Consider the following 18,414-nt stretch of genomic DNA (forward strand, 5'->3'; position numbering starts at 1 on the left):
TCATGCTCATTACCCGCATCTTCGAGTATTTCGAGAACTGGATAAAGCCCTTCGACCGCAAGGACGATTTGCGGCCGCCGGAAAGCACGTTCGCCTTCATCTGGTTTTATATTTCGCAGGCGAAAGCGCCGTTCTTCGCGATGCTGGTGCTGGGTGGGCTGACTGCGGCCATCGAGGCGGCGCTTTTCTGGTTCGTCGGTCGGCTTGTTGATATTCTCTCGACGGTAAAACCGGAAGAAGGCTGGGCCGGGTTGCTTTCCACCCATGGCGGCGAGCTCGTCGGCATGCTTGTCCTGATCGGGGTCATCCGCTTCATCGTCACGATGCTGACGGCGCTGGTGGATCAGCAGATCATCACGCCCGGCTTCTACAACCTGGTGCGCTGGCAATCCTACATGCATGTGGCGCGGCAGTCGCTGACCTTTTTCCAGAACGATTTTTCCGGCCGCATCGTCACCAAGGTCTGGTCCGGCGGGCAGGCGGCGGGCGACCTTGTGACCTCGTTGATGGAAAGCGTCTGGTTCGTCGGCATCTATTCCGTCTCGATGCTGTTTCTGATCGGGGGGCTGGACTGGCGGCTTGCGGTCGTCGTCGTTGTCTGGGTGGCGATCTTCTCGCTGCTGGCGCGCTATTTCGTGCCGCGCATCCGCTATCATTCAAAAGAAACGGCGGAAGCCGCCTCCATGCTCTCCGGCCGCATGGTAGATGCCTACAGCAATATCCAGACCCTGCGGCTGTTCGGGCGCGACGACGCCAATGACCGCTACATGCGGCAGGGCTTCGATATCTTTCAGCGTGCGACGATGACGTTCACGCGGTTCATTACCGGCGTGCGGGCATCGATGGCGCTGCTGTCAGGCGTTATGATCACGTCCATGGCGGCTCTCTGCATCGATCTGTGGCTTTCCGGCAAGATCAGTTCCGGTGCGGTGGCCTTCACGCTGGCGCTGGTGCTGCGTCTCAACTTCCTGCTGGGGCGCCTGATGACGCAGTTCAACGGCATCATGCGCAATTTCGGCACGGTGCAGAACGCCGCTGAGTTGATCTCTCAGCCGATCGGTCTCGTCGATGCGCCTGACGCGGTTATGCTGGAGGTTAAAAAACCGAGCATTCGTTTCGAGAATGTCAGTTTCCACTATGGCCGAAAGAACGGCGTCATCGATCATCTCAATCTCGACATCAGGGCAGGGGAAAAGGTCGGCATCGTCGGACGCTCCGGCGCGGGAAAATCTACCCTCGTCAATCTGCTGCTGCGGTTTTACGATGTCGAGAAAGGACGCATTCTCATCGACGGGCAGGATATTGCGGGGGTAACCCAGGAATCGCTGCGGGCCCATATCGGCATGGTTACGCAGGACACCTCGCTGCTGCATCGCTCTATCAGGGACAACATCCTGTTCGGCCGCACCGACGCCAGCGAAACGCAATTGCAGGAGGCGACGCGACGGGCCAAGGCGGACGACTTCATCAAGCGGCTGGAGGATCAGCGCGGACGCACCGGTTTCGACGCCCATGTGGGCGAACGCGGGGTGAAACTCTCCGGCGGCCAGCGCCAGCGCATAGCCATTGCCCGTGTGATGCTGAAGGATGCACCAATCCTCGTGCTTGATGAGGCGACCTCGGCGCTCGATTCCGAGGTAGAGGCTGCGATCCAGAGTAATCTGGACGAGCTGATGCAGGGCAAGACGGTGCTGGCAATCGCCCACCGCCTTTCGACCATCGCGGCGCTCGACCGGTTGATCGTGATGGATCAGGGGCGCATCGTCGAGCAGGGCACGCATTCGGAACTGGTCTCGCGGGGCGGACTCTATTCGGAGCTCTGGGCGCGGCAATCGGGCGGGTTTCTCGCGGCAGACGAGGCGATCCCGTAAAGCGCGGCGCTATTTGCCGATCATGAAGTCGGCCATCAGGCCGTAATGATTGGAGCCGAGACTGTCCGGCAGGCGCGTGGTTTTTATCAGCGTTGCCGGTTCACGGGCGAAAATATGGTCGATGGCTATGCCGAAACGTCCTGCTTCCGTTGGCCAAGTCGCGGGCTCCCAGGGCGCTTTCCTGAGATCGTTGGCGGCCAGAAAATCCCGCATATCGGGAGCGATGCTTGCCGAATTGAAGTCTCCTGCAAGAATGAGCGGTCCGGTGACGCGGTAGAGAATTTCGCTGACCTCGTCCAGCTCGTCGCGGTGATAATCGTCGAAATAGGGCTTGGTAAGATGTGCCGCGGCAAGCGTGACTTCCCTACCGTCGAGATCGATTTTGGCGATCGCGAAACGGTCGCGGCGCAGGTCGCTAAGACTATGAAAATGGCCTTCGAGCAAAGGCCGCTTCGATAGGATCACGAGGTCACAGCCCGGCGTTCCCTCGAAGCAGCCCAGCCTGTGCGGGTATGTCTGTTGCAGACGCGGCAGAGCCGATTGCAGGGCGTCCGCTTCAAAGAGATAAACCGCATCGGCGTGTGATTCGACAATCGCGTCGGCAATAACCTCCGCATTGGCGGCGTTATCCATCAGAACATTGAAAGAAAGCAGCCGGAACGGCTGCGCATCCGGTGCGGCCGTGGCCGATGTCGAAAAATCCAGAAGCATGGCCACCGCATGGACGGCGAGCGCAATCGACCAGACCAAGAGCACGGCGGAAAAGGCGTCGCGCATGAGCCAAAATACCAGCCATGACAACAGGACGCAGATGATGGCGATATGAAGCTGGAAGCTGGTGACGAAGGCAAGAAGCCAGAAATCGGTGATGTAGCGCAGACTGGCAATGACGAGAACGGCAGCAACCGCCGTGGAGACCATGCACGAGAGCTTCGCCGTCATCCGAATCCCTGCTTTCCAAGCTCTCCCTCGTAGTCTCCTAACATGGCGCCTTTGGGTGCACAATGTTGCCCGACTGCCAGAGGCGGCGAAAAAATGAGAAGCAAATCGGGCGCTTCGGGCAGAATTACGGCAGCTTTGTGTGCTTTGCTCTTGCCAAGTCGGTCAATATTTTGCGATCACACAGAGTGACGCGGTTTCTTGATGCCGCAGTTGTGTCCAGGACGGTGGGACGGAGATTGTCCTGGATCAAATCATAGCGGGAGGACTCATGCGATTTACGGCAAAAACAGCGCAGAGGATGGTGTAGCGGTGAGCGAGCACGTAACCAATCACGACGCTTCGGGTGAACCGACCCGTCGCGATTTTCTTTATCTAGTGACAGGAATGGCGGGTGCCGTCGGTGCCGCCGCAGTTGCATGGCCTTTCATTGACCAGATGCGCCCCGATGCATCGACGCTGGCGCTGGCCTCCATCGAGGTGGATGTCGCGGCGGTCGAGCCGGGCATGTCACTTACCGTCAAGTGGCGCGGCAAGCCGATTTTCATCCGCAACCGCACGGAAAAGGAAATCGAGGAAGCCAAGGCGGTCGCTCTTGGCGAACTCAAGGATCCGGTGGCGCGCAATGCCAACATTGCCGCCGACGCGCAGGCGACCGATATCGACCGTTCCGCCGGCGAGGGTAAGGAAAACTGGATCGTCATGGTCGGTTCCTGCACCCATCTCGGCTGCGTTCCGCTCGGCCAGGCCGGCGATTTCGGCGGATGGTTCTGTCCCTGCCATGGCTCGCACTACGACACGGCGGGCCGCATACGTAAGGGTCCGGCGCCGCAGAACCTCGCCATCCCGACATTTGCATTCACATCCGATACCGTGATCAAGATCGGATAAGGGGACAGATATTCATGAGTGGTCATTCCAGTTATCAGCCGTCCACCGGCATCGAGAGGTGGATCGATTCGCGGCTTCCCTTGCCGCGCATGATCTATGACAGCTTCGTTGCCTATCCTGTCCCGCGTAATTTGAACTACGCCTACACTTTCGGCGCGATGCTTTCCGTCATGCTGATCGTGCAGATCCTCACCGGCGTCGTGCTGGCCATGCATTATGCGGCCGAAACGACGGTTGCCTTCAATTCCGTCGAAAAGATCATGCGCGACGTCAACCACGGCTGGCTGCTGCGCTACATGCATGCCAACGGCGCGTCGTTCTTCTTTATCGCGGTTTACCTGCACATCGCCCGTGGCCTCTATTACGGCTCCTACAAGGCGCCGCGTGAAATCCTCTGGATTCTTGGCTGCGTCATCTTCCTGCTGATGATGGCGACGGGCTTCATGGGCTATGTTCTGCCCTGGGGTCAGATGTCCTTCTGGGGCGCGACCGTCATCACCGGCTTCTTCACGGCGTTTCCTGCCATCGGCGAATGGATCCAGCAGTTCCTGCTCGGCGGCTTTGCCGTGGATCAGCCGACGCTGAACCGCTTCTTTGCGCTTCACTATCTGCTGCCCTTCATGATTGCGGGCGTCGTTATCCTGCATATCTGGGCGCTGCACGTCACCGGCCAGACCAATCCTACCGGCGTCGAAGTGAAGAGCAAGACCGACACCGTTCCCTTCACGCCCTATGCGACGCTGAAGGATGCGCTCGGTGTTTCCGTGTTCCTGATCGGTTATGCCTGGTTCGTCTTCTACATGCCGAACTTCCTTGGCCACCCTGATAACTACATCATGGCAGATCCCTTGAAGACCCCGGCGCATATCGTTCCGGAATGGTACTTCCTGCCGTTCTACGCCATGCTGCGCGCCATCACCTTCAACATCTGGGTCATCGATTCCAAGCTGGGTGGCGTTCTCGTGATGTTCGGCGCAATCGTCGTGCTGTTCTTCCTGCCCTGGCTCGATACGTCGAAGGTTCGCTCCGCCGTCTATCGTCCCTGGTACAAGATGTTCTTCTGGCTGTTCGTGGTGAATGCCATCATGCTCGGCTGGCTGGGTTCGCGCCCGGCGGAAGGCACCTACGTCATCATGTCGCAGATCGGCACGCTTTATTACTTCGGTTTCTTCCTCGTCATCATGCCGATCCTCGGTCTGGTCGAAACGCCCCGGCGTATTCCGAATTCCATTACCGAGGCCGTTCTCGAAAAGAACGCCGCCAAGTCGGGTGCCGCGCCTGCGGCTGCCGAAATCTGAGCGCGAAGGAAGGATGACGACAATGAAGAAGCTTGTAACGAGCATCGCGCTTTTCGCCGCCATCGGCTGTTCCTTCACCGTCGCCTCGGCGGCGGAGGAGAGCCATGACCTCGCCACCAAGACGGAACATGCGATTGCCGGGGGCCACTTCCCGGTGATCAAGCCCGAGGAGCAGAGCTGGTCATTTGCCGGTCCTTTCGGCAAATATGACAAGGGCCAGCTGCAGCGTGGTCTCAAGGTCTACAAGGAAGTCTGCTCCGCCTGCCATTCCATGAGCCTTGTCTCTTTCCGTACGCTGGAGGATCTTGGCTATTCGGAAGAGCAGGTAAAGGCTTTCGCCGCTGAATATGAAGTGCAGGACGGTCCGAATGCCGACGGCGAAATGTATAATCGCAAGGCCGTGCCGTCAGATCATTTCCCGTCGCCATTCCCGAACCATGAGGCGGCTGCTGCCGCCAATGGTGGCGCCGCACCGCCAGACATGTCGCTGCTTGCCAAGGCGCGCGGCGTGGAGCGTGGTTTCCCGCAATTCATCATCGACATGATCCCGATCGTCGGCGGTTATCAGGAGGGCGGCCCGGATTACATCCATGCGCTGCTGACCGGATATCAGGACCCGCCGGCTGGTGTTGAAGTGGCCGAAGGCACACATTTCAATCCGTATTTCGTCAGCGCGGTCGCGTTGAAGATGGCGCCGCCGATCAGCGCCGATCAGGTGACTTACGACGATGGCGCGCCGCAGACCGTGGATCAGTATTCCAAGGATGTGGCCGCCTTCCTGATGTGGGCTGCAGAACCGCATCTGGAAGAGCGCAAGCGCACCGGCTTCATGGTCATGGTGTTCCTGTTCATCTTCACCGCGCTGATCTATCTCACCAAGAAATCGGTCTACGCCAACAAGGAACATTGATCGGCACTTCGGTGCCGGCAGTCATCGGCCCCCATGGTCTCCATGGGGGCCTTTTTATTTGAAGTCTGGCATTGACCTGGTTGTCGTTCACAAGATGCGGATTTGCGATGCTCCATACCAATCGCGTTGGCCGAAGGTTGCGCCGGTCCTTTTTAGTTGGTGCGCCGCCGTCAAGTTGATAGGGTGGCCCGAACCATCCATTTCCCATTTTTAACTGGAAATACCATGACCGTTATCGCTTCGGAGCTTTCCGCTGCCATCCGTTCCATTCCCGACTATCCGAAGCCGGGCATCATCTTCAGGGACATCACCACGTTGCTTGGCAACCCCCGCGCTTTCCGCCGCGCCGTGGACGAACTCGTACAACCTTATGCGGGAACGAAGATCGACAAGATCGCGGGCATGGAAGCGCGCGGCTTCATTCTGGGCGGCGCTGTGGCGCATCAGCTTTCGGCCGGCTTCGTGCCGATCCGCAAGAAGGGCAAGCTCCCGCATGCCACTGTAAGGGTTGCCTATAGCCTGGAATACGGCGTCGATGAAATGGAAATGCATGTTGATGCGGTGCAGCCGGGTGAAAAGGTCATTCTGGTCGATGACCTTATTGCGACCGGCGGGACTGCCGAGGGCGCGGTCAAGCTTTTGCGCCAGATGGGCGCGGAGATCGTCTCCGCCTGCTTCGTTATCGATCTGCCTGATCTCGGCGGCCGCAAGAAACTCGAGGACCTCGATGTCGAGGTACGGACTCTGGTGGAATTTTCCGGTCATTGAGCGGCGGGTGGGGCAGGTCGCAATGACATGCCCCGAAGCTCGATTATTCGAATTCCAGAACCCCGCTCTGGAAAGTCAGGACGGTCTCTCCCGACTGGTTGACCCCTTCGTTAAATGTCGTGTTCAGCCAGATACCGGCCCGGGATTCCAGCGCCCGGGTATCGAGCAGGGTGACGAAGTAGGTGACATCGTCTCCCGCGAAGACCGGCTTTTTCCATTTAAGTTCGCGAAAGCCCGGTGAAGGGCCGAGTTTTGGCGGTTCAAGGCCCTCAAGCTTCAGTCTTTTTACCTCTTTGGCCCAGTACGAGAGAAAACACTTCATCCAGCCTGCACCAGTGTGCCATCCAGATGCGCAAAGTGCGCCGAAAACGCTGTTCTTTGCGGCTTCGGCATCAAGATGAAATGGCTGCGGATCGAAATCGCGGGCGAAGCGAATAATGTCTTCGGCGGAAAAATGCAGCGTATCGAGGGTCACTCGTTCGCCGATCGGGGAGAGTTCTGCCAGTCTCATGCCGCAATACCTCCATTGCCGCGCATCAGGAACATCACGGTGTTTTCGCCGTGCGACACCAGAACGTCGCGCTGGTTATAAAGCTCGTGGCGAAATTTCACGAGGCCGATACCGGGGCGCGAAGCCGAAGGGCGCTGCTCCAGCACGATGGATTTCCCAGAAAGCGTATCTCCTGCCAGAACCGGCTTCTTCCAATCAACGTAGTCGATGCCGGGGCTGCCCTGAGACGTCGAATCCGAGATATAGCTGTCCGCCATCATTCGCATCAGCAGACTGCAGGTGTGCCAGCCGGAAGCTGCAAGCCCACCAAGAATGCTCTGGCGGCCTGCTTCTTCGGATAGATGCATGGGTTGCGGATCGAATTCGCTGGCGAAAGCAATGATCTGCCCCGCGGAGATCGGTTGCGGTCCAAGCGGAAACTCCCGCCCTACCGTGAAATCCTCGTAAGCATAGGTCGCGACCGGCGCCATGGTTTCCTCCCTTCGCACAGTCAATACCGTCGCATCTAAGAGGATTTTTCCCTTTACGTAAAGGTCAAATCGGTGGCGCAATATCGGAGCGGGAAGGCGCTATGGAGCGAGCTGATGCGTCTCGCATCTTCCCCGCCGCGGAGAAGGTCGCGGCAGCGGGATGAAGCGGGCGAAGGTAGTGAGCTGCGGCAACGTCGCCCTTCATCCGACCCTTGGGGCAATCTTCTCCCCGGTCGGGGAGAAGAAACAAGCGGCTGGGTCCGCCCCATAAAAGAAGCAAGCCCGTTCAGATCAAATCAGGTATTAAAGCGGAAGTGGATGACGTCACCGTCCTGAACCACATATTCCTTGCCTTCGTCGCGTCCCTTGCCAGCTTCCTTGGCGCCGACTTCGCCCTTGTAGGTAACGTAATCGTCAAAGCCGATGGTGAAGGCGCGGATGAAGCCGCGTTCGAAATCGCTGTGGATGACGCCGGCGGCGGCGGGTGCTTTGGTGCCGCGCACGATCGTCCATGCGCGTGTTTCCTTGGGGCCGACGGTGAAATAGGTGATGAGGTCGAGCAGGTGGTATCCCGCACGGATCAGCCGGTCGAGGCCGGCCTCGTTAAGACCAAGGGCCGAGAGGAATTCTTCGGCTTCATCGGCTGGAAGCTGCGCGACTTCGGCTTCGATCGCCGCCGAGATGATCACGCATTCCGCACCCTGTTGCTTCGCCATTTCTGCGACGGCTGCTGTGTGCTCGTTGCCGGACGATGCGTCGGCTTCCGAGACGTTGCAGACATAAAGCACCGGGTGCGATGTCAGAAGGTTGAGGCCCTTGAGGATTTCGATTTCCTCGTCCGCCAGTGTCTTCAAAAGCAGGCGTGCCGGCTTTCCGTCGGTGAGCAGCGCGATGACGGCTTCCATGACAGGCAGTTGGGCCAGAGATTCCTTGTCCTTGCTGGTGGCGCGCTTGCGCGTCTGCTCGACGCGGCGTTCCAGGCTTTCGAGATCGGCGAGCATCAGCTCGGTCTCGATCGTTTCGGCATCGCCGACCGGGTTGATGCGGCCTTCCACATGGGTGATATCGTCGTCTTCAAAGCAGCGCAGCACGTGTACGACGGCATCGACTTCGCGGATGTTGGCGAGGAACTTGTTGCCGAGACCCTCGCCCTTCGATGCGCCGCGAACCAGACCGGCAATATCGACGAAGGAGATGCGGGTCGGGATGATTTCCTTCGAGCCGGCGATGTCGGCAAGGATTTTCATGCGCGCATCGGGCACCGCCACTTCGCCGGTATTCGGTTCGATGGTGCAGAAGGGATAGTTGGCGGCCTGTGCGGCGGCCGTTTTCGTCAGCGCGTTAAAAAGAGTGGACTTGCCGACATTCGGCAATCCAACGATACCGCATTTGAAGCCCATGGCTTGAAACCTGTCCGTTTGAAAGAATTCGTTGAGGAGCCTTTTGCGGAAAGGGCGGGGGAAGGTCAAGCCCGCGGGTCGATTTGGGCCGGCAAAGGCTTCTTAAAGGCGAGGAATTCCTGACAGACTTGCCGATGGCGTGGTTGCGGCGCAATATAAGCGGGTCAAGCGATCGATCTTTCGTCATCAACGGGGTTTTCCCATGAGCAACCGCGATGAACGGCAGGCACGAGCGGCCATGATGAGCGACAGTCCTGTCGATCTCAAACCAAAACCGAAGGTCAAGCCAAAGCTGGAGCGGCCGAAGCTCTACAAGGTCATTCTGCTGAATGACGACTATACGCCACGTGAGTTCGTGACTGTGGTGCTGAAAGCCGTGTTCCGCATGAGCGAGGAGGCCGGCCACCGGGTGATGATGACGGCGCACCGTTTCGGCAGCGCGGTGGTCGTCGTTTGCGAACGTGATATTGCCGAGACGAAGGCCAAGGAGGCGACCGATCTCGGCAAGGAAGCGGGATTTCCGCTGATGTTCACGACCGAGCCGGAGGAGTGAGCATCAATCCTGCCGGATCTGGAAGCCGGTCTTGTTCTGCACGAAGCCGCAGCTTTCGTAAAAGGCGTGAACCTCCGGGCGTTGTTGCCCTGTCAGCAGCATCACCTTGTAACAATTCGCCGCAAAAGCCGCCTCGACGGCATGGCGCACGACCGCGCGGCCATATCCGCGGCCGCGACGGTTTTCCATTGTCACCACGTTTTCGATAAGAGCATAGGGACGGGCGGCGCGCGTGAGATTTGGAACAATCTGCAGCGTGGCGGTAGCGACCGCTTCCTCGCCTTCGGTCGCAAGAAACACGGTCAGACCCGGCTGGGCGAGCATGGCCGCAAAAGCCGTCTTTGCTTCTTCCGTCGTCATTTCCGGGTCGGATGGATTAAGCGCCCGGTAGAGATCAAGCAATCCAGCCAGATCGCTGGTTCCGGCTTCGCGCGGGGCGATGGTCTTCGAAGACATTCGCGATCTAATCCTTCTTGCCGAACATCCGTTTCAGCATCTCGGCCATCGGCCCGGTCTCCGGCAGCTTTGTAGGCTGGGCGCTGTTGCGTGCCTGGTGGATATGAGACTGCGCGGCGGGTTTGGCTGCCTTGGCCGGCTTCTCGGCTTCGGGCTTGCTGCCCGTGGCCAGCGCCAGCTTGTTCATCAGCTGGGAATCCTCGGCCTTCACCAGCATGGCGGCGTTGTCGGCAATCGCATCCAGCAGCGGCTCCAGCCAGACCCGGTCGGCCTTGGCGAAATCCCCCAGCACATGGCCGTGCACGCGCTCCTTGTCACCGGGATGCCCAATGCCGAGGCGCAGGCGTCGGTAATCCTTGCCGCAATGGGCGTCGAGCGATTTCAGGCCGTTATGGCCACCGTGACCGCCGCCGGTCTTGATGCGCACGCGCCCGGCCGGAAGATCGAGTTCGTCATGGATGGCGATGATGTCCGCCGGCGTGAGTTTGAAGAAGCGCATCGCTTCGCCCACGGATTCGCCCGACAGGTTCATATAGGTCTGCGGTTTCATCAGCAGGACCTTTTCTCCGGCGATCTCGCCTTCGGAAATCTCGGCCTTGAATTTCTTTGACCAGGGCGCGAACGAAGGCAGGCGCTGTAACGCATCCACCGCCATGAAGCCGATATTGTGCCGGTTTCCGGCATATTGCGTGCCGGGATTACCAAGTCCTGCGATGATCTTCATGAAGCATGTCCGCGTTGTGCCTGATGATGCTGTTGTCACCACCCTGAAATCCGCTGGCTGTCAATCTTTTTGTGGGGTTGCGGCAATGCCGGCCGACGCTCAGGGCCTGATGAGATCGTAACGGTCGAAGATCCGCTGTTGTGTCCCGTCGGCGATCAGCTCATCGAGACGGGCCTGCAATTTCGCGATAACCTCGTCCGGCACGCTCTTGTTGCAGGCAAGCCCAAGCTGCTGTCTCGACAGCGTTATCACTTCCCTGAAAGTGTGCGCCGGCAGGCTCTTGAAGGTGCTTTCCGACATGGGCATAAGGTCGATGCGTCCGGCCGTCAGCTTGTGAAGCGTGATCTCGAAATCCGCGCCGACATCCACCTGCGGAAAACCGAGCGTTTCCAGAAGGGTTTCGGTGTAGTCGCCGCGCTGGGTTCCAACCCGGTATTTCTTGGCGTCTTCGAGGCTCACGACATTGATATTCGCCTTGCGCCGCGCCACGAGAATGTTGCGATCGATGTGGATTGGCGAGACCCATTTGAAGAGCTTTTCCCGCTCGGCGGTCCTCGCCGTGGCGAAGGCACAATGCATCGGCTGTGTTGTGGCAAGGGCGATCGCCCGGGCCCACGGCATGACGGCGACCTCGTAGCTGGTGCCGGTGTCCTCAAGAATGATCTTGAGCTGGTCGAAATAGACGCCGCGTACGCTGCCGTCACTGCCCTGCAGGTTGTAGGGCGGGTAGACTTCCGTGGTCAGGAAAAGCTTGGCCGCGCAGACGGGATTGGCAAGAGCAAGAAAGACCAGACAAAAGCGGATCAATCCCATGACTACTCCCCGTCGGCTCAGGCTTGTCGCGCCGCTGCGCGGCTTTGTCCAGCCCCGGCCTCATAGGCGGCAATCAGCCGCTCGACGGGCTGCGGGCGAGCGAAAAAGTAACCCTGGCCATAATCGGCACCCATATCCGCCAGAAGCAGCTTCTGCTCCTCCGTCTCGACACCCTCGGCGATGACAACGCAATTCATCTTGTGCGAGATGGCTGCGATACCTTCGACCAGCATGCGGTTGCGCTGCCGGATTTCCACCGTATCGTCGCAGATCGAGCGGGTGAAGGATTGGTCGATCTTTACAATATCGACCGGAAAGCGGCTGAGATAGCTGAGCGACGAGTAACCCGTGCCGAAATCATCCAGCGCGATGCGGCAACCCAGCTGATGGATGGCGGTGAGGATCGCCCGGATCTGCGGATCGTCCTTCATGATGACCGCTTCGGTGATTTCGATGACCAGCCGCCCGGGAAGAATGCCGTGCCGGTGCAACAGTCCGGCAATGCGTGTCGGCAGTCCCGGTTCGAACTGCAATGGCGAAAAATTCACCGCCACATAGGTTTGCGCCATGCCCGGCAGGCGCGACAGCCTGGCGAGATTGGCGACCGACTGATCAAGGATCACGTTGCCGATACGGTGAATGGTTCCGTTCTCTTCCGCAAGGCTGATGATGGCAGCAGGGGAAAGCAGCCCCTTATCCGGATGGTTGAGGCGCAGCAAGGCCTCGAAACCCGCTGTCTGGCCGGTTGCAATGTTTTGAATTGGCTGAAAATAGGCCTCGAACCAGTCTTCGGAAAGCGCCTGCGCGATATCCCGTTCCAGTTCCGCATGTTCGCGGGCCCTGTCCATGATCGAGCTGTCGAAGACCTGGGAGCCGTTCTTGCCCGTCCGCTTGCGGGTATACATGGCCATGTCGGCGTTCTGCAGAAGCTCGGAGGCACTCGCGGCGTGAAGGGGGTAGACCGCCATACCGATACTGGCGCTGAGGCGGATGCTGTTGTTCTCGATTTCAAATGGAGTGTCCAGCAGGGTGCAGATGCGCTCACAGAACTGCAGGGCGCGCTCTTCCACCTTGTCACCGGCCAGCAGGATTGCGAACTCGTCTCCGCCCAGACGCGAGGCGCTGTCCAGCGGTGTCAGCAGCGGCTGCAGTTTTAATGTGAATTCGCGCAGAACGGCGTCGCCTGCGGCGTGACCGAGATTGTCGTTGATGGCCTTGAACCGGTCGAGATCTATGAACAGGCACGCGAGTTCGCTGCCGTTCCTGTCCGCATCGCGAATCTGCAGGTCGAGGATGGCCTCGAAGCCCTGACGGTTGAAGAGGCCGGTCAGATGGTCGGAAATGGCCTGCTGGCGATTACGCTTTTCCGACTGCCGAAGTTCGGTTACGTCGGTCATAACGCAGAGGCAGGTGCTGTGATGGGCCGTATCGCTGGAATCGAGGGCTTTTTCTAGGATGAGGGCATCCATGACGCTGCCATCCCTGCAGTGGAAGCGAACGGTGATGCCTGCCTGTTGGGTGTCAGCCGCCTGATGCGCCGCCTTGCGTTCCTGGAATAATGTCCGGTCATCGGGGTGGATGAGGTCGGCGAAATTCAGGCCGAGTATTCTGGCGCGGTCATAACCGGTCGCCTGCACCCAGTAGTCGCTGACGGCGGCGATCCTGTCGTGCCTGTCCAGCGAAAACAGCATGGCCGGCGTGCGGTTGTAGATTTCCGTCTTGCGGGCGTGGGCGTTCTTTATCTCCAGCTCTTCCTTTTCGAGCTGGCTCTGCATTTCGTTGAAGCTTTTCGCCAGCCGGCCGATCTCGTCTTTCGACCGCCAGTCGACGTGGTGGCGGGAGCCGAGGCGTCGTGTCGCTTCTATTGCCGCGGCCAGCCGCATCAGCGGGCGGATGACCATGAAGCGGTTACCGGCAATGGCGGCAAGGACCATGGTGAGAATGGCGAGGATGAAAATCGTGATAAAGGCCAGTTCGGTGCGGCTGAGGGAGGTCAGAAGACCGACATCATCGTAATATACCGTCAATTGGCCGACCGTGACGGGCCCCTTGGTCGTCTTGTAGATAACCTCGCGCGTCGTCGAGGCGGCATCCTGGATGATGTCGCTGCCGGCGGTCTGAACGACATCAAGCTGGCCGGACGTATCCTTAACCTCGACCATACGGATCATGGGATCGGAGACAAGGGTTCCGGTAATCTGGTTTATCGTGTCGTCATCGAGGTCCCACAGGGGGCGGGCCAGCGCCTGCGTATTCGTCGACAGCAGAATTTCGATATGGTTGCGCTGGCTGCGAATAGCCTCGTTATAAGAAAGTGTCAGCAAAAGCGTGAAGAGCGGGGCGACCACTGTAAGAAGTGCGCCGGAAACAATCGCGATAAAGCGACTTTCGACGGAATGAGCCATGTTCGATTGCAGCTACCCTTTGCCCCAGACTTGCTGCGCCCTGTTTCATCCTTTCGGACAGAGATGCGTCAGATTCCGGGCCGAGCCCTTTCCCCACGCTATTTCTCGACCCGCCGGTGTTTCCATGAGGGCGCAAGGGTATCGTTTCATGGAAGTGTTAATCGACGCTGAAACAGGGCCCGCATCGCTGGCGGGGAGCGGGCTTTCTGTTTTTAAAGTTCATAAAAACTAAAAGGCCCGTTCCGGAAACGGAACGGGCCTTGTTCTTCAAAGCTGTCCGGCCTTGCGGCCGCCGATTTTATTCCTCGGAAGCTTCTTCAGTTGCTTCTTCTTCAACGCCTGCTGCCGGGGCAACGATCGTTGCGATCGTGAAGTCACGGTCGGCGATAACGGGCGTGATGTTCTTTGGCAGCTTGACGTTCGAGATGTGAACGCTGTCGCCGATCTTCAGGCCGGAGAGATCAACCGTGATGGCTTCCGGAATGTCGTTGGCCGGGCAGTGGAATTCCACCGTGTGGCGAACGATGTTCAGAACGCCGCCGATCTTGATGTCCGACTTTTCTTCGTTTTCGAAGTGAACCGGAATTTCGACGTTGACGAGCGTGTTGCCCGAAACGCGCAGGAAGTCGACATGCATGGTGAAGTCGCGGACCGGATCAAGCTGGTAATCCTTCGGGAGAACCTTGATCTTCTTGCCGTCGACGTCGATCGTCGCAACCGTCGTCATGAAACCGCCGGCGTGGATACGCTTGGTGACTTCGTTGGTGGACAGGGCGATAGAAATGGGGGCCTGCTTGTCACCATAGATGACAGCGGGAATCAAACCGTTGCGGCGAAGTTCACGAGAGGACCCCTTACCAACTCGTTCGCGCGCCTCGGCCTTGAGCTCATACGATTCTTTGCTCATGGCAATTCCTTTCGAGGTTATATGGAGAGTTCATGCCCGCGGGCGCTGAACTGGGGAGGCGGCAAGCGCCATCCCACCCGCGTTGCCTCCAAGGGTGTCTACACGGGTGCGGGCGCTATAATACAAACGGGAGACAAAGACAAGAGAGGCCTGCTTTTCGATCGCACGCCTTGCGGGTTTATTAGGTTGTACTAATTCACTCGCATGTTGCAACTTTTAATATGTGCTTATCCATTCATGTAAACCGGGCGAAAACTTGGCGAATGATAAGGCTACGCGAAATTCCAACTGCGTAGATGACAATGCTCAAAGTTCTCCAGTGCCTTACCATCGATCACGACTATCGATATACCGTCGCAGCGGTTTTCGTCTGCATGCTCGGTAGTTTCGTGTCGATGCGCCTTTTTTCGAAAGCACGTCTGGCGACGGGGGTGCAGAAGGTCAACTGGCTGTTTCTGGCAGGTGTCAATGGCGGCGCGGCGATATGGACCACCCATTTCGTGGCGATGCTGGGCTATGTTGCTGCGGGTGACGTGGGATACGATCCGTATCTGACCGGGCTGTCACTTCTGATTGCGATTACCACAACGACTGCCGGTTTCGGAATTTCTGCCTATGGCGGGCGCAGCGTGCTGGTGGAAGCCGGCGGGATCATCCTTGGTCTCGGCATTGCAGCCATGCACTACACCGGCATGGCGGCCTACAATGTTCAGGGCATGATTTTCTGGGATCAGAACTATGTCATCGCGTCCCTCGTGCTGGGGGCAGTGCTGGGCGCCGTTGCAGTCAATCGGGTCTCGCGGCCCGTCAATCGGTTCTGCCAGTACAGCGCGGTGGCGTTTCTCATCCTGGCGATAGCGTCGATGCATTATACGGGCATGGCCTCCATGTCTTTCGCCTTCGACCCGCGTATCATCATTCCTGAAAATCTGCTGCCGCCGGCCATCATGGGCGGAGGCGCCATCGCGGTGACGCTGTTGCTGCTGGCACTGGGGCTTTCCACTTATGTCATCGACGCCCAGTCCACCCAGCAGGCAGTCGCCCGCTATCGCCATCTTTCCCTGCACGATCCGCTGACCGGCATTCCCAACCGGGCAGCCTTCATCGAACATCTCAATCGTCGCACCCGTCATATTTCGTTGGGCGCACACACCGCGCTTCTTTCCATCGATCTCAACCGTTTCAAGGAAATCAATGACGTTCACGGCCATGCGGCGGGCGACGCCGTGCTTCGCACCATCGCCGACCGGGCGAGTTCCGTGCTGAAGGCCGGCGAATTTCTGGCGCGCATGGGCGGTGATGAATTCGTGGCGATGACAAATTCCTATTATACCCGCGCCGACGGCACCGAATTCGCCCAGAGGCTGATCGACCAGATCAGCAGGCCGGTGGAATGGAACGGGCAGACATTTTCGGTCGGTGCGAGTGTGGGCATTTCGGTCCGCAATACCGGCTCCATCGATGCCGATACGCTGATGGCGCAGGCGGACGTCGCGATGTACCGGGCAAAAAGCGGCAGTTCGGATACGATCTGCTTTTACGACAAATCGATGGATGAGGCCGCGCGTGAGCGCAATGTGCTTGCCGTCGCCATGCGCAGCGGCCTCGCCAATAACGAGTTCGAGCTTTATTACCAGCAGCAGAACGACACCAGAAGCGGCAGTATCGTCGGCTTCGAGGCGCTTTTGCGCTGGAACCATCCCGATCGGGGCATGATTTCTCCCGCCGAATTCATCCCGATCGCGGAGCAGACGGGGTTCATCGTCGAACTCGGCGAGTGGGTTCTGAGAGAAGCCTGCGCGCAGGCGGCACTCTGGAAAAAATCGCTTTCCATTGCGGTGAATGTGGCGCCGCAGCAGCTTGCGGATAACGAGTTCCCGGACAAGGTCGAAAAAATCCTGACAGAAACGGGCCTTGCGCCTGAAAGGCTCGAGCTGGAAATCACCGAGGGCAGCATCATCGCCGATCACCGCCATGCGCTTGTCACCATCCGCAAGCTCAAGGCGCTCGGCGTCAAGATCGCGATGGATGATTACGGCACGGGCTATTCCTCGCTTTCGACGTTGCAGAGTTTCCCTTTCGACAAGATCAAGATCGACCGCGCCTTCATCGACGGGCTGTCGACCAATGTGCAGTCCGAAGCGATCGTGCGTTCGACGCTTATTCTGGCGCATAGCCTGAATATTCCCGTGCTTGCGGAGGGTGTGGAGACCAAGGCCCATGTCGAGTTCCTGCGCCGCGAAGGCTGCCTGCAGGTGCAGGGCTTCTTTTTCGGCAAGCCCGGTCCGCTGACATCCATTGCCAGCCTCGTGGATGACACCTTCCTGTCCGTTGAGGACGAACCTGAGGTCACTGCCGGCAGGCGTTACTTCAAGGCGGTCTGACCGTCAGCTGCGCCTCCGATGCCGGTCGCGAAGTTTTTTGTTGAAACATCGACGCTTCCAGCGCACCATCGCCCAAAAGCTTTGGGAGGAGCGCATGCCGACAGACATCGCCCATGCGGAACGCGTGTATGAAACCGCACGCCACCGTTCCGCAGCCGCAAGTTCGCCGATTGTCGCCTCGTGGCGTCGCTGCATGGTCAAGCACCGTCTTGCACCGGAAGAAAATCGCAAGCCGATCTTTCTCAGCGAGACGGAGTTTCGGCGCGCCCGTGAAAGTGCCGCTGGCCTGATTGCTGAAAGCACCGACGAACTTGACCGAATTTTCCACAGTGTCGGGAGGTCCGGCTGCTGCCTGCTCCTGACCGATGCTCAGGGCGTTGCGCTGGAGCGGCGAGGCGCGTCCGGCGATGATCGCGATTTCCGGGCGCTCGGCCTCTGGTCCGGCGCCGTCTGGAGCGAAGAGAGCGTTGGCACAAACGGCATAGGCACCGCGCTCGTCGACGAGCGTTCGGTGGTTGTCTATCGTGACCAACATTTCTTCACGTCGAATACGGAACTGTGCTGCACCACGGCTCCCATTCGCGATCATACCGGCCGGGTGACGGGTGCGCTCGATATTTCCACCTGCCGCGACGACATCAACGAGATGACCTTTTCTTTTGTCACCCAGGCGGTGAAGGACGCGGCGCAGCGCATCGAGGGCAATCTGTTCCGCCGTGCCTTTCCGGGGGCACGCATCGTCGTCGTGCCAAGTGGGTTCGGGGCGGCGCTTTCGCTGCTCGCCGTGGATCAGGACGATCTCGTGCTCGGCGCGACCCGCGCCGCTCGTCTTGCGCTGAAGCTGGACGATGCCCGCATCGCGCAGGGTCTCCCGGCCGCGGATATCCTGCAGGAACAGCGCCATGACAGCGGTTCCGACCTCGCGGAAGCGGAGCGTTCGGCGCTGCGGCGCGTGTTGTCGCGCACCAACGGCAATGTCACGCAGGCCGCGTCCTTGCTCGGCATCAGCCGGGCCACGCTTCATCGCAAGATGAAGAAATTCGACGTTCATTGACGTTCTTGTTGTTGCGATCCGGCCGATCGCGCCGGATCAACGCGGCTTTGTCGCAGATGT

General features: G+C 59.0%; 17 protein-coding genes. 8 read left to right on the top strand and 9 right to left on the bottom strand.

Features of this window, described 5'->3' with window-relative positions:
• The first annotated feature begins 2 nt into the window (after positions 1–2).
• A complete protein-coding gene (locus K7A42_RS22715) occupies positions 3–1,871 on the top strand; it encodes an ABC transporter ATP-binding protein (RefSeq protein WP_004442969.1) in 1,869 nt (622 codons plus the stop codon).
• Positions 1,872–1,880: 9 nt separating this feature from the next.
• On the opposite strand, the gene K7A42_RS22720 is transcribed toward K7A42_RS22715, so the two are convergent.
• Positions 1,881–2,813, bottom strand: coding sequence for an endonuclease/exonuclease/phosphatase family protein (locus K7A42_RS22720; protein ID WP_113381223.1), 933 nt, complete (start codon positions 2,811–2,813; stop codon positions 1,881–1,883).
• Positions 2,814–3,122: 309 nt separating this feature from the next.
• On the opposite strand from K7A42_RS22720, the gene petA reads away from it, so the two are divergent.
• From petA to K7A42_RS22740, 4 genes are all read left to right on the top strand, one after another.
• Positions 3,123–3,701, top strand: coding sequence for a ubiquinol-cytochrome c reductase iron-sulfur subunit (petA, locus tag K7A42_RS22725; RefSeq protein WP_004442965.1), 579 nt, complete (start codon positions 3,123–3,125; stop codon positions 3,699–3,701).
• Positions 3,702–3,715: 14 nt separating this feature from the next.
• The gene (locus K7A42_RS22730; RefSeq protein WP_004442963.1) at positions 3,716–4,999 is read left to right on the top strand and encodes a cytochrome b; all 1,284 of its coding nucleotides are present in this window, start codon (positions 3,716–3,718) and stop codon (positions 4,997–4,999) included.
• Between the two features lie 22 nt (positions 5,000–5,021).
• Entirely contained in the window at positions 5,022–5,909 is an 888-nt protein-coding gene (locus tag K7A42_RS22735) for a cytochrome c1 (protein ID WP_004442961.1), read from the top strand.
• Positions 5,910–6,134: 225 nt separating this feature from the next.
• Positions 6,135–6,677: an adenine phosphoribosyltransferase gene (locus tag K7A42_RS22740; RefSeq protein WP_282455930.1), complete on the top strand. Its 543-nt coding sequence runs from the start codon at positions 6,135–6,137 to the stop codon at positions 6,675–6,677.
• A 43-nt stretch (positions 6,678–6,720) separates the two neighbouring features.
• On the opposite strand, the gene K7A42_RS22745 is transcribed toward K7A42_RS22740, so the two are convergent.
• The 3 genes from K7A42_RS22745 to ychF all read right to left on the bottom strand — a co-directional run bounded on the left by K7A42_RS22745 (position 6,721) and on the right by ychF (position 9,058).
• Positions 6,721–7,188: a MaoC family dehydratase gene (locus tag K7A42_RS22745; RefSeq protein WP_004442959.1), complete on the bottom strand. Its 468-nt coding sequence runs from the start codon at positions 7,186–7,188 to the stop codon at positions 6,721–6,723.
• Entirely contained in the window at positions 7,185–7,658 is a 474-nt protein-coding gene (locus K7A42_RS22750; RefSeq protein ID WP_004442958.1) for a MaoC family dehydratase, read from the bottom strand. Before K7A42_RS22750 ends, K7A42_RS22745 begins: the two co-directional genes overlap by 4 nt.
• Positions 7,659–7,954: 296 nt before the next feature.
• Complete coding sequence (ychF, locus tag K7A42_RS22755; protein ID WP_004442957.1) at positions 7,955–9,058, bottom strand: redox-regulated ATPase YchF; 1,104 nt, start codon at positions 9,056–9,058, stop codon at positions 7,955–7,957.
• A 241-nt stretch (positions 9,059–9,299) separates the two neighbouring features.
• On the opposite strand from ychF, the gene clpS reads away from it, so the two are divergent.
• Complete coding sequence (gene clpS / locus K7A42_RS22760; RefSeq protein ID WP_006699463.1) at positions 9,300–9,611, top strand: ATP-dependent Clp protease adapter ClpS; 312 nt, start codon at positions 9,300–9,302, stop codon at positions 9,609–9,611.
• Between the two features lie 3 nt (positions 9,612–9,614).
• On the opposite strand, the gene K7A42_RS22765 is transcribed toward clpS, so the two are convergent.
• From K7A42_RS22765 to K7A42_RS22785, 5 genes are all read right to left on the bottom strand, one after another.
• Positions 9,615–10,067, bottom strand: a complete 453-nt coding sequence (locus tag K7A42_RS22765; protein ID WP_035209248.1) for a GNAT family N-acetyltransferase — start codon at positions 10,065–10,067, stop codon at positions 9,615–9,617.
• A gap of 7 nt (positions 10,068–10,074) precedes the next feature.
• On the bottom strand, positions 10,075–10,791 hold the full coding sequence (pth, locus tag K7A42_RS22770; protein WP_022556690.1) for an aminoacyl-tRNA hydrolase: 717 nt from the start codon (positions 10,789–10,791) through the stop codon (positions 10,075–10,077).
• 99 nt (positions 10,792–10,890) lie between these two features.
• Positions 10,891–11,604, bottom strand: a complete 714-nt coding sequence (locus K7A42_RS22775; protein ID WP_048902733.1) for a substrate-binding periplasmic protein — start codon at positions 11,602–11,604, stop codon at positions 10,891–10,893.
• Positions 11,605–11,621: 17 nt separating this feature from the next.
• Complete coding sequence (locus K7A42_RS22780; protein ID WP_282455931.1) at positions 11,622–14,009, bottom strand: EAL domain-containing protein; 2,388 nt, start codon at positions 14,007–14,009, stop codon at positions 11,622–11,624.
• 298 nt (positions 14,010–14,307) lie between these two features.
• Complete coding sequence (locus tag K7A42_RS22785; protein ID WP_004442950.1) at positions 14,308–14,916, bottom strand: 50S ribosomal protein L25/general stress protein Ctc; 609 nt, start codon at positions 14,914–14,916, stop codon at positions 14,308–14,310.
• Between the two features lie 302 nt (positions 14,917–15,218).
• Here K7A42_RS22785 and K7A42_RS22790 point away from each other — a divergent pair, with 302 nt between their 5' ends.
• Positions 15,219–17,300, top strand: coding sequence for a putative bifunctional diguanylate cyclase/phosphodiesterase (locus tag K7A42_RS22790; protein WP_282455932.1), 2,082 nt, complete (start codon positions 15,219–15,221; stop codon positions 17,298–17,300).
• Between the two features lie 94 nt (positions 17,301–17,394).
• Entirely contained in the window at positions 17,395–18,354 is a 960-nt protein-coding gene (locus tag K7A42_RS22795; RefSeq protein ID WP_006699467.1) for a helix-turn-helix domain-containing protein, read from the top strand.
• Positions 18,355–18,414 lie beyond the last annotated feature (60 nt).

The organism is Agrobacterium sp. InxBP2, from assembly GCF_026191755.1.
Lineage (GTDB): Bacteria > Pseudomonadota > Alphaproteobacteria > Rhizobiales > Rhizobiaceae > Agrobacterium > Agrobacterium pusense.

Coding starts and splice junctions, on each gene's coding strand:
- K7A42_RS22715 (WP_004442969.1), top strand. CDS start 3: ATGCTCATTACCCGCATCTTCGAGTATTTCGAGAACTGGATAAAGCCC.
- K7A42_RS22720 (WP_113381223.1), bottom strand. CDS start 2,813: ATGACGGCGAAGCTCTCGTGCATGGTCTCCACGGCGGTTGCTGCCGTT.
- K7A42_RS22730 (WP_004442963.1), top strand. CDS start 3,716: ATGAGTGGTCATTCCAGTTATCAGCCGTCCACCGGCATCGAGAGGTGG.
- K7A42_RS22735 (WP_004442961.1), top strand. CDS start 5,022: ATGAAGAAGCTTGTAACGAGCATCGCGCTTTTCGCCGCCATCGGCTGT.
- K7A42_RS22740 (WP_282455930.1), top strand. CDS start 6,135: ATGACCGTTATCGCTTCGGAGCTTTCCGCTGCCATCCGTTCCATTCCC.
- K7A42_RS22745 (WP_004442959.1), bottom strand. CDS start 7,188: ATGAGACTGGCAGAACTCTCCCCGATCGGCGAACGAGTGACCCTCGAT.
- K7A42_RS22750 (WP_004442958.1), bottom strand. CDS start 7,658: ATGGCGCCGGTCGCGACCTATGCTTACGAGGATTTCACGGTAGGGCGG.
- ychF (WP_004442957.1), bottom strand. CDS start 9,058: ATGGGCTTCAAATGCGGTATCGTTGGATTGCCGAATGTCGGCAAGTCC.
- clpS (WP_006699463.1), top strand. CDS start 9,300: ATGAGCGACAGTCCTGTCGATCTCAAACCAAAACCGAAGGTCAAGCCA.
- K7A42_RS22765 (WP_035209248.1), bottom strand. CDS start 10,067: ATGTCTTCGAAGACCATCGCCCCGCGCGAAGCCGGAACCAGCGATCTG.
- pth (WP_022556690.1), bottom strand. CDS start 10,791: ATGAAGATCATCGCAGGACTTGGTAATCCCGGCACGCAATATGCCGGA.
- K7A42_RS22775 (WP_048902733.1), bottom strand. CDS start 11,604: ATGGGATTGATCCGCTTTTGTCTGGTCTTTCTTGCTCTTGCCAATCCC.
- K7A42_RS22780 (WP_282455931.1), bottom strand. CDS start 14,009: ATGGCTCATTCCGTCGAAAGTCGCTTTATCGCGATTGTTTCCGGCGCA.
- K7A42_RS22785 (WP_004442950.1), bottom strand. CDS start 14,916: ATGAGCAAAGAATCGTATGAGCTCAAGGCCGAGGCGCGCGAACGAGTT.
- K7A42_RS22790 (WP_282455932.1), top strand. CDS start 15,219: ATGCTCAAAGTTCTCCAGTGCCTTACCATCGATCACGACTATCGATAT.
- K7A42_RS22795 (WP_006699467.1), top strand. CDS start 17,395: ATGCCGACAGACATCGCCCATGCGGAACGCGTGTATGAAACCGCACGC.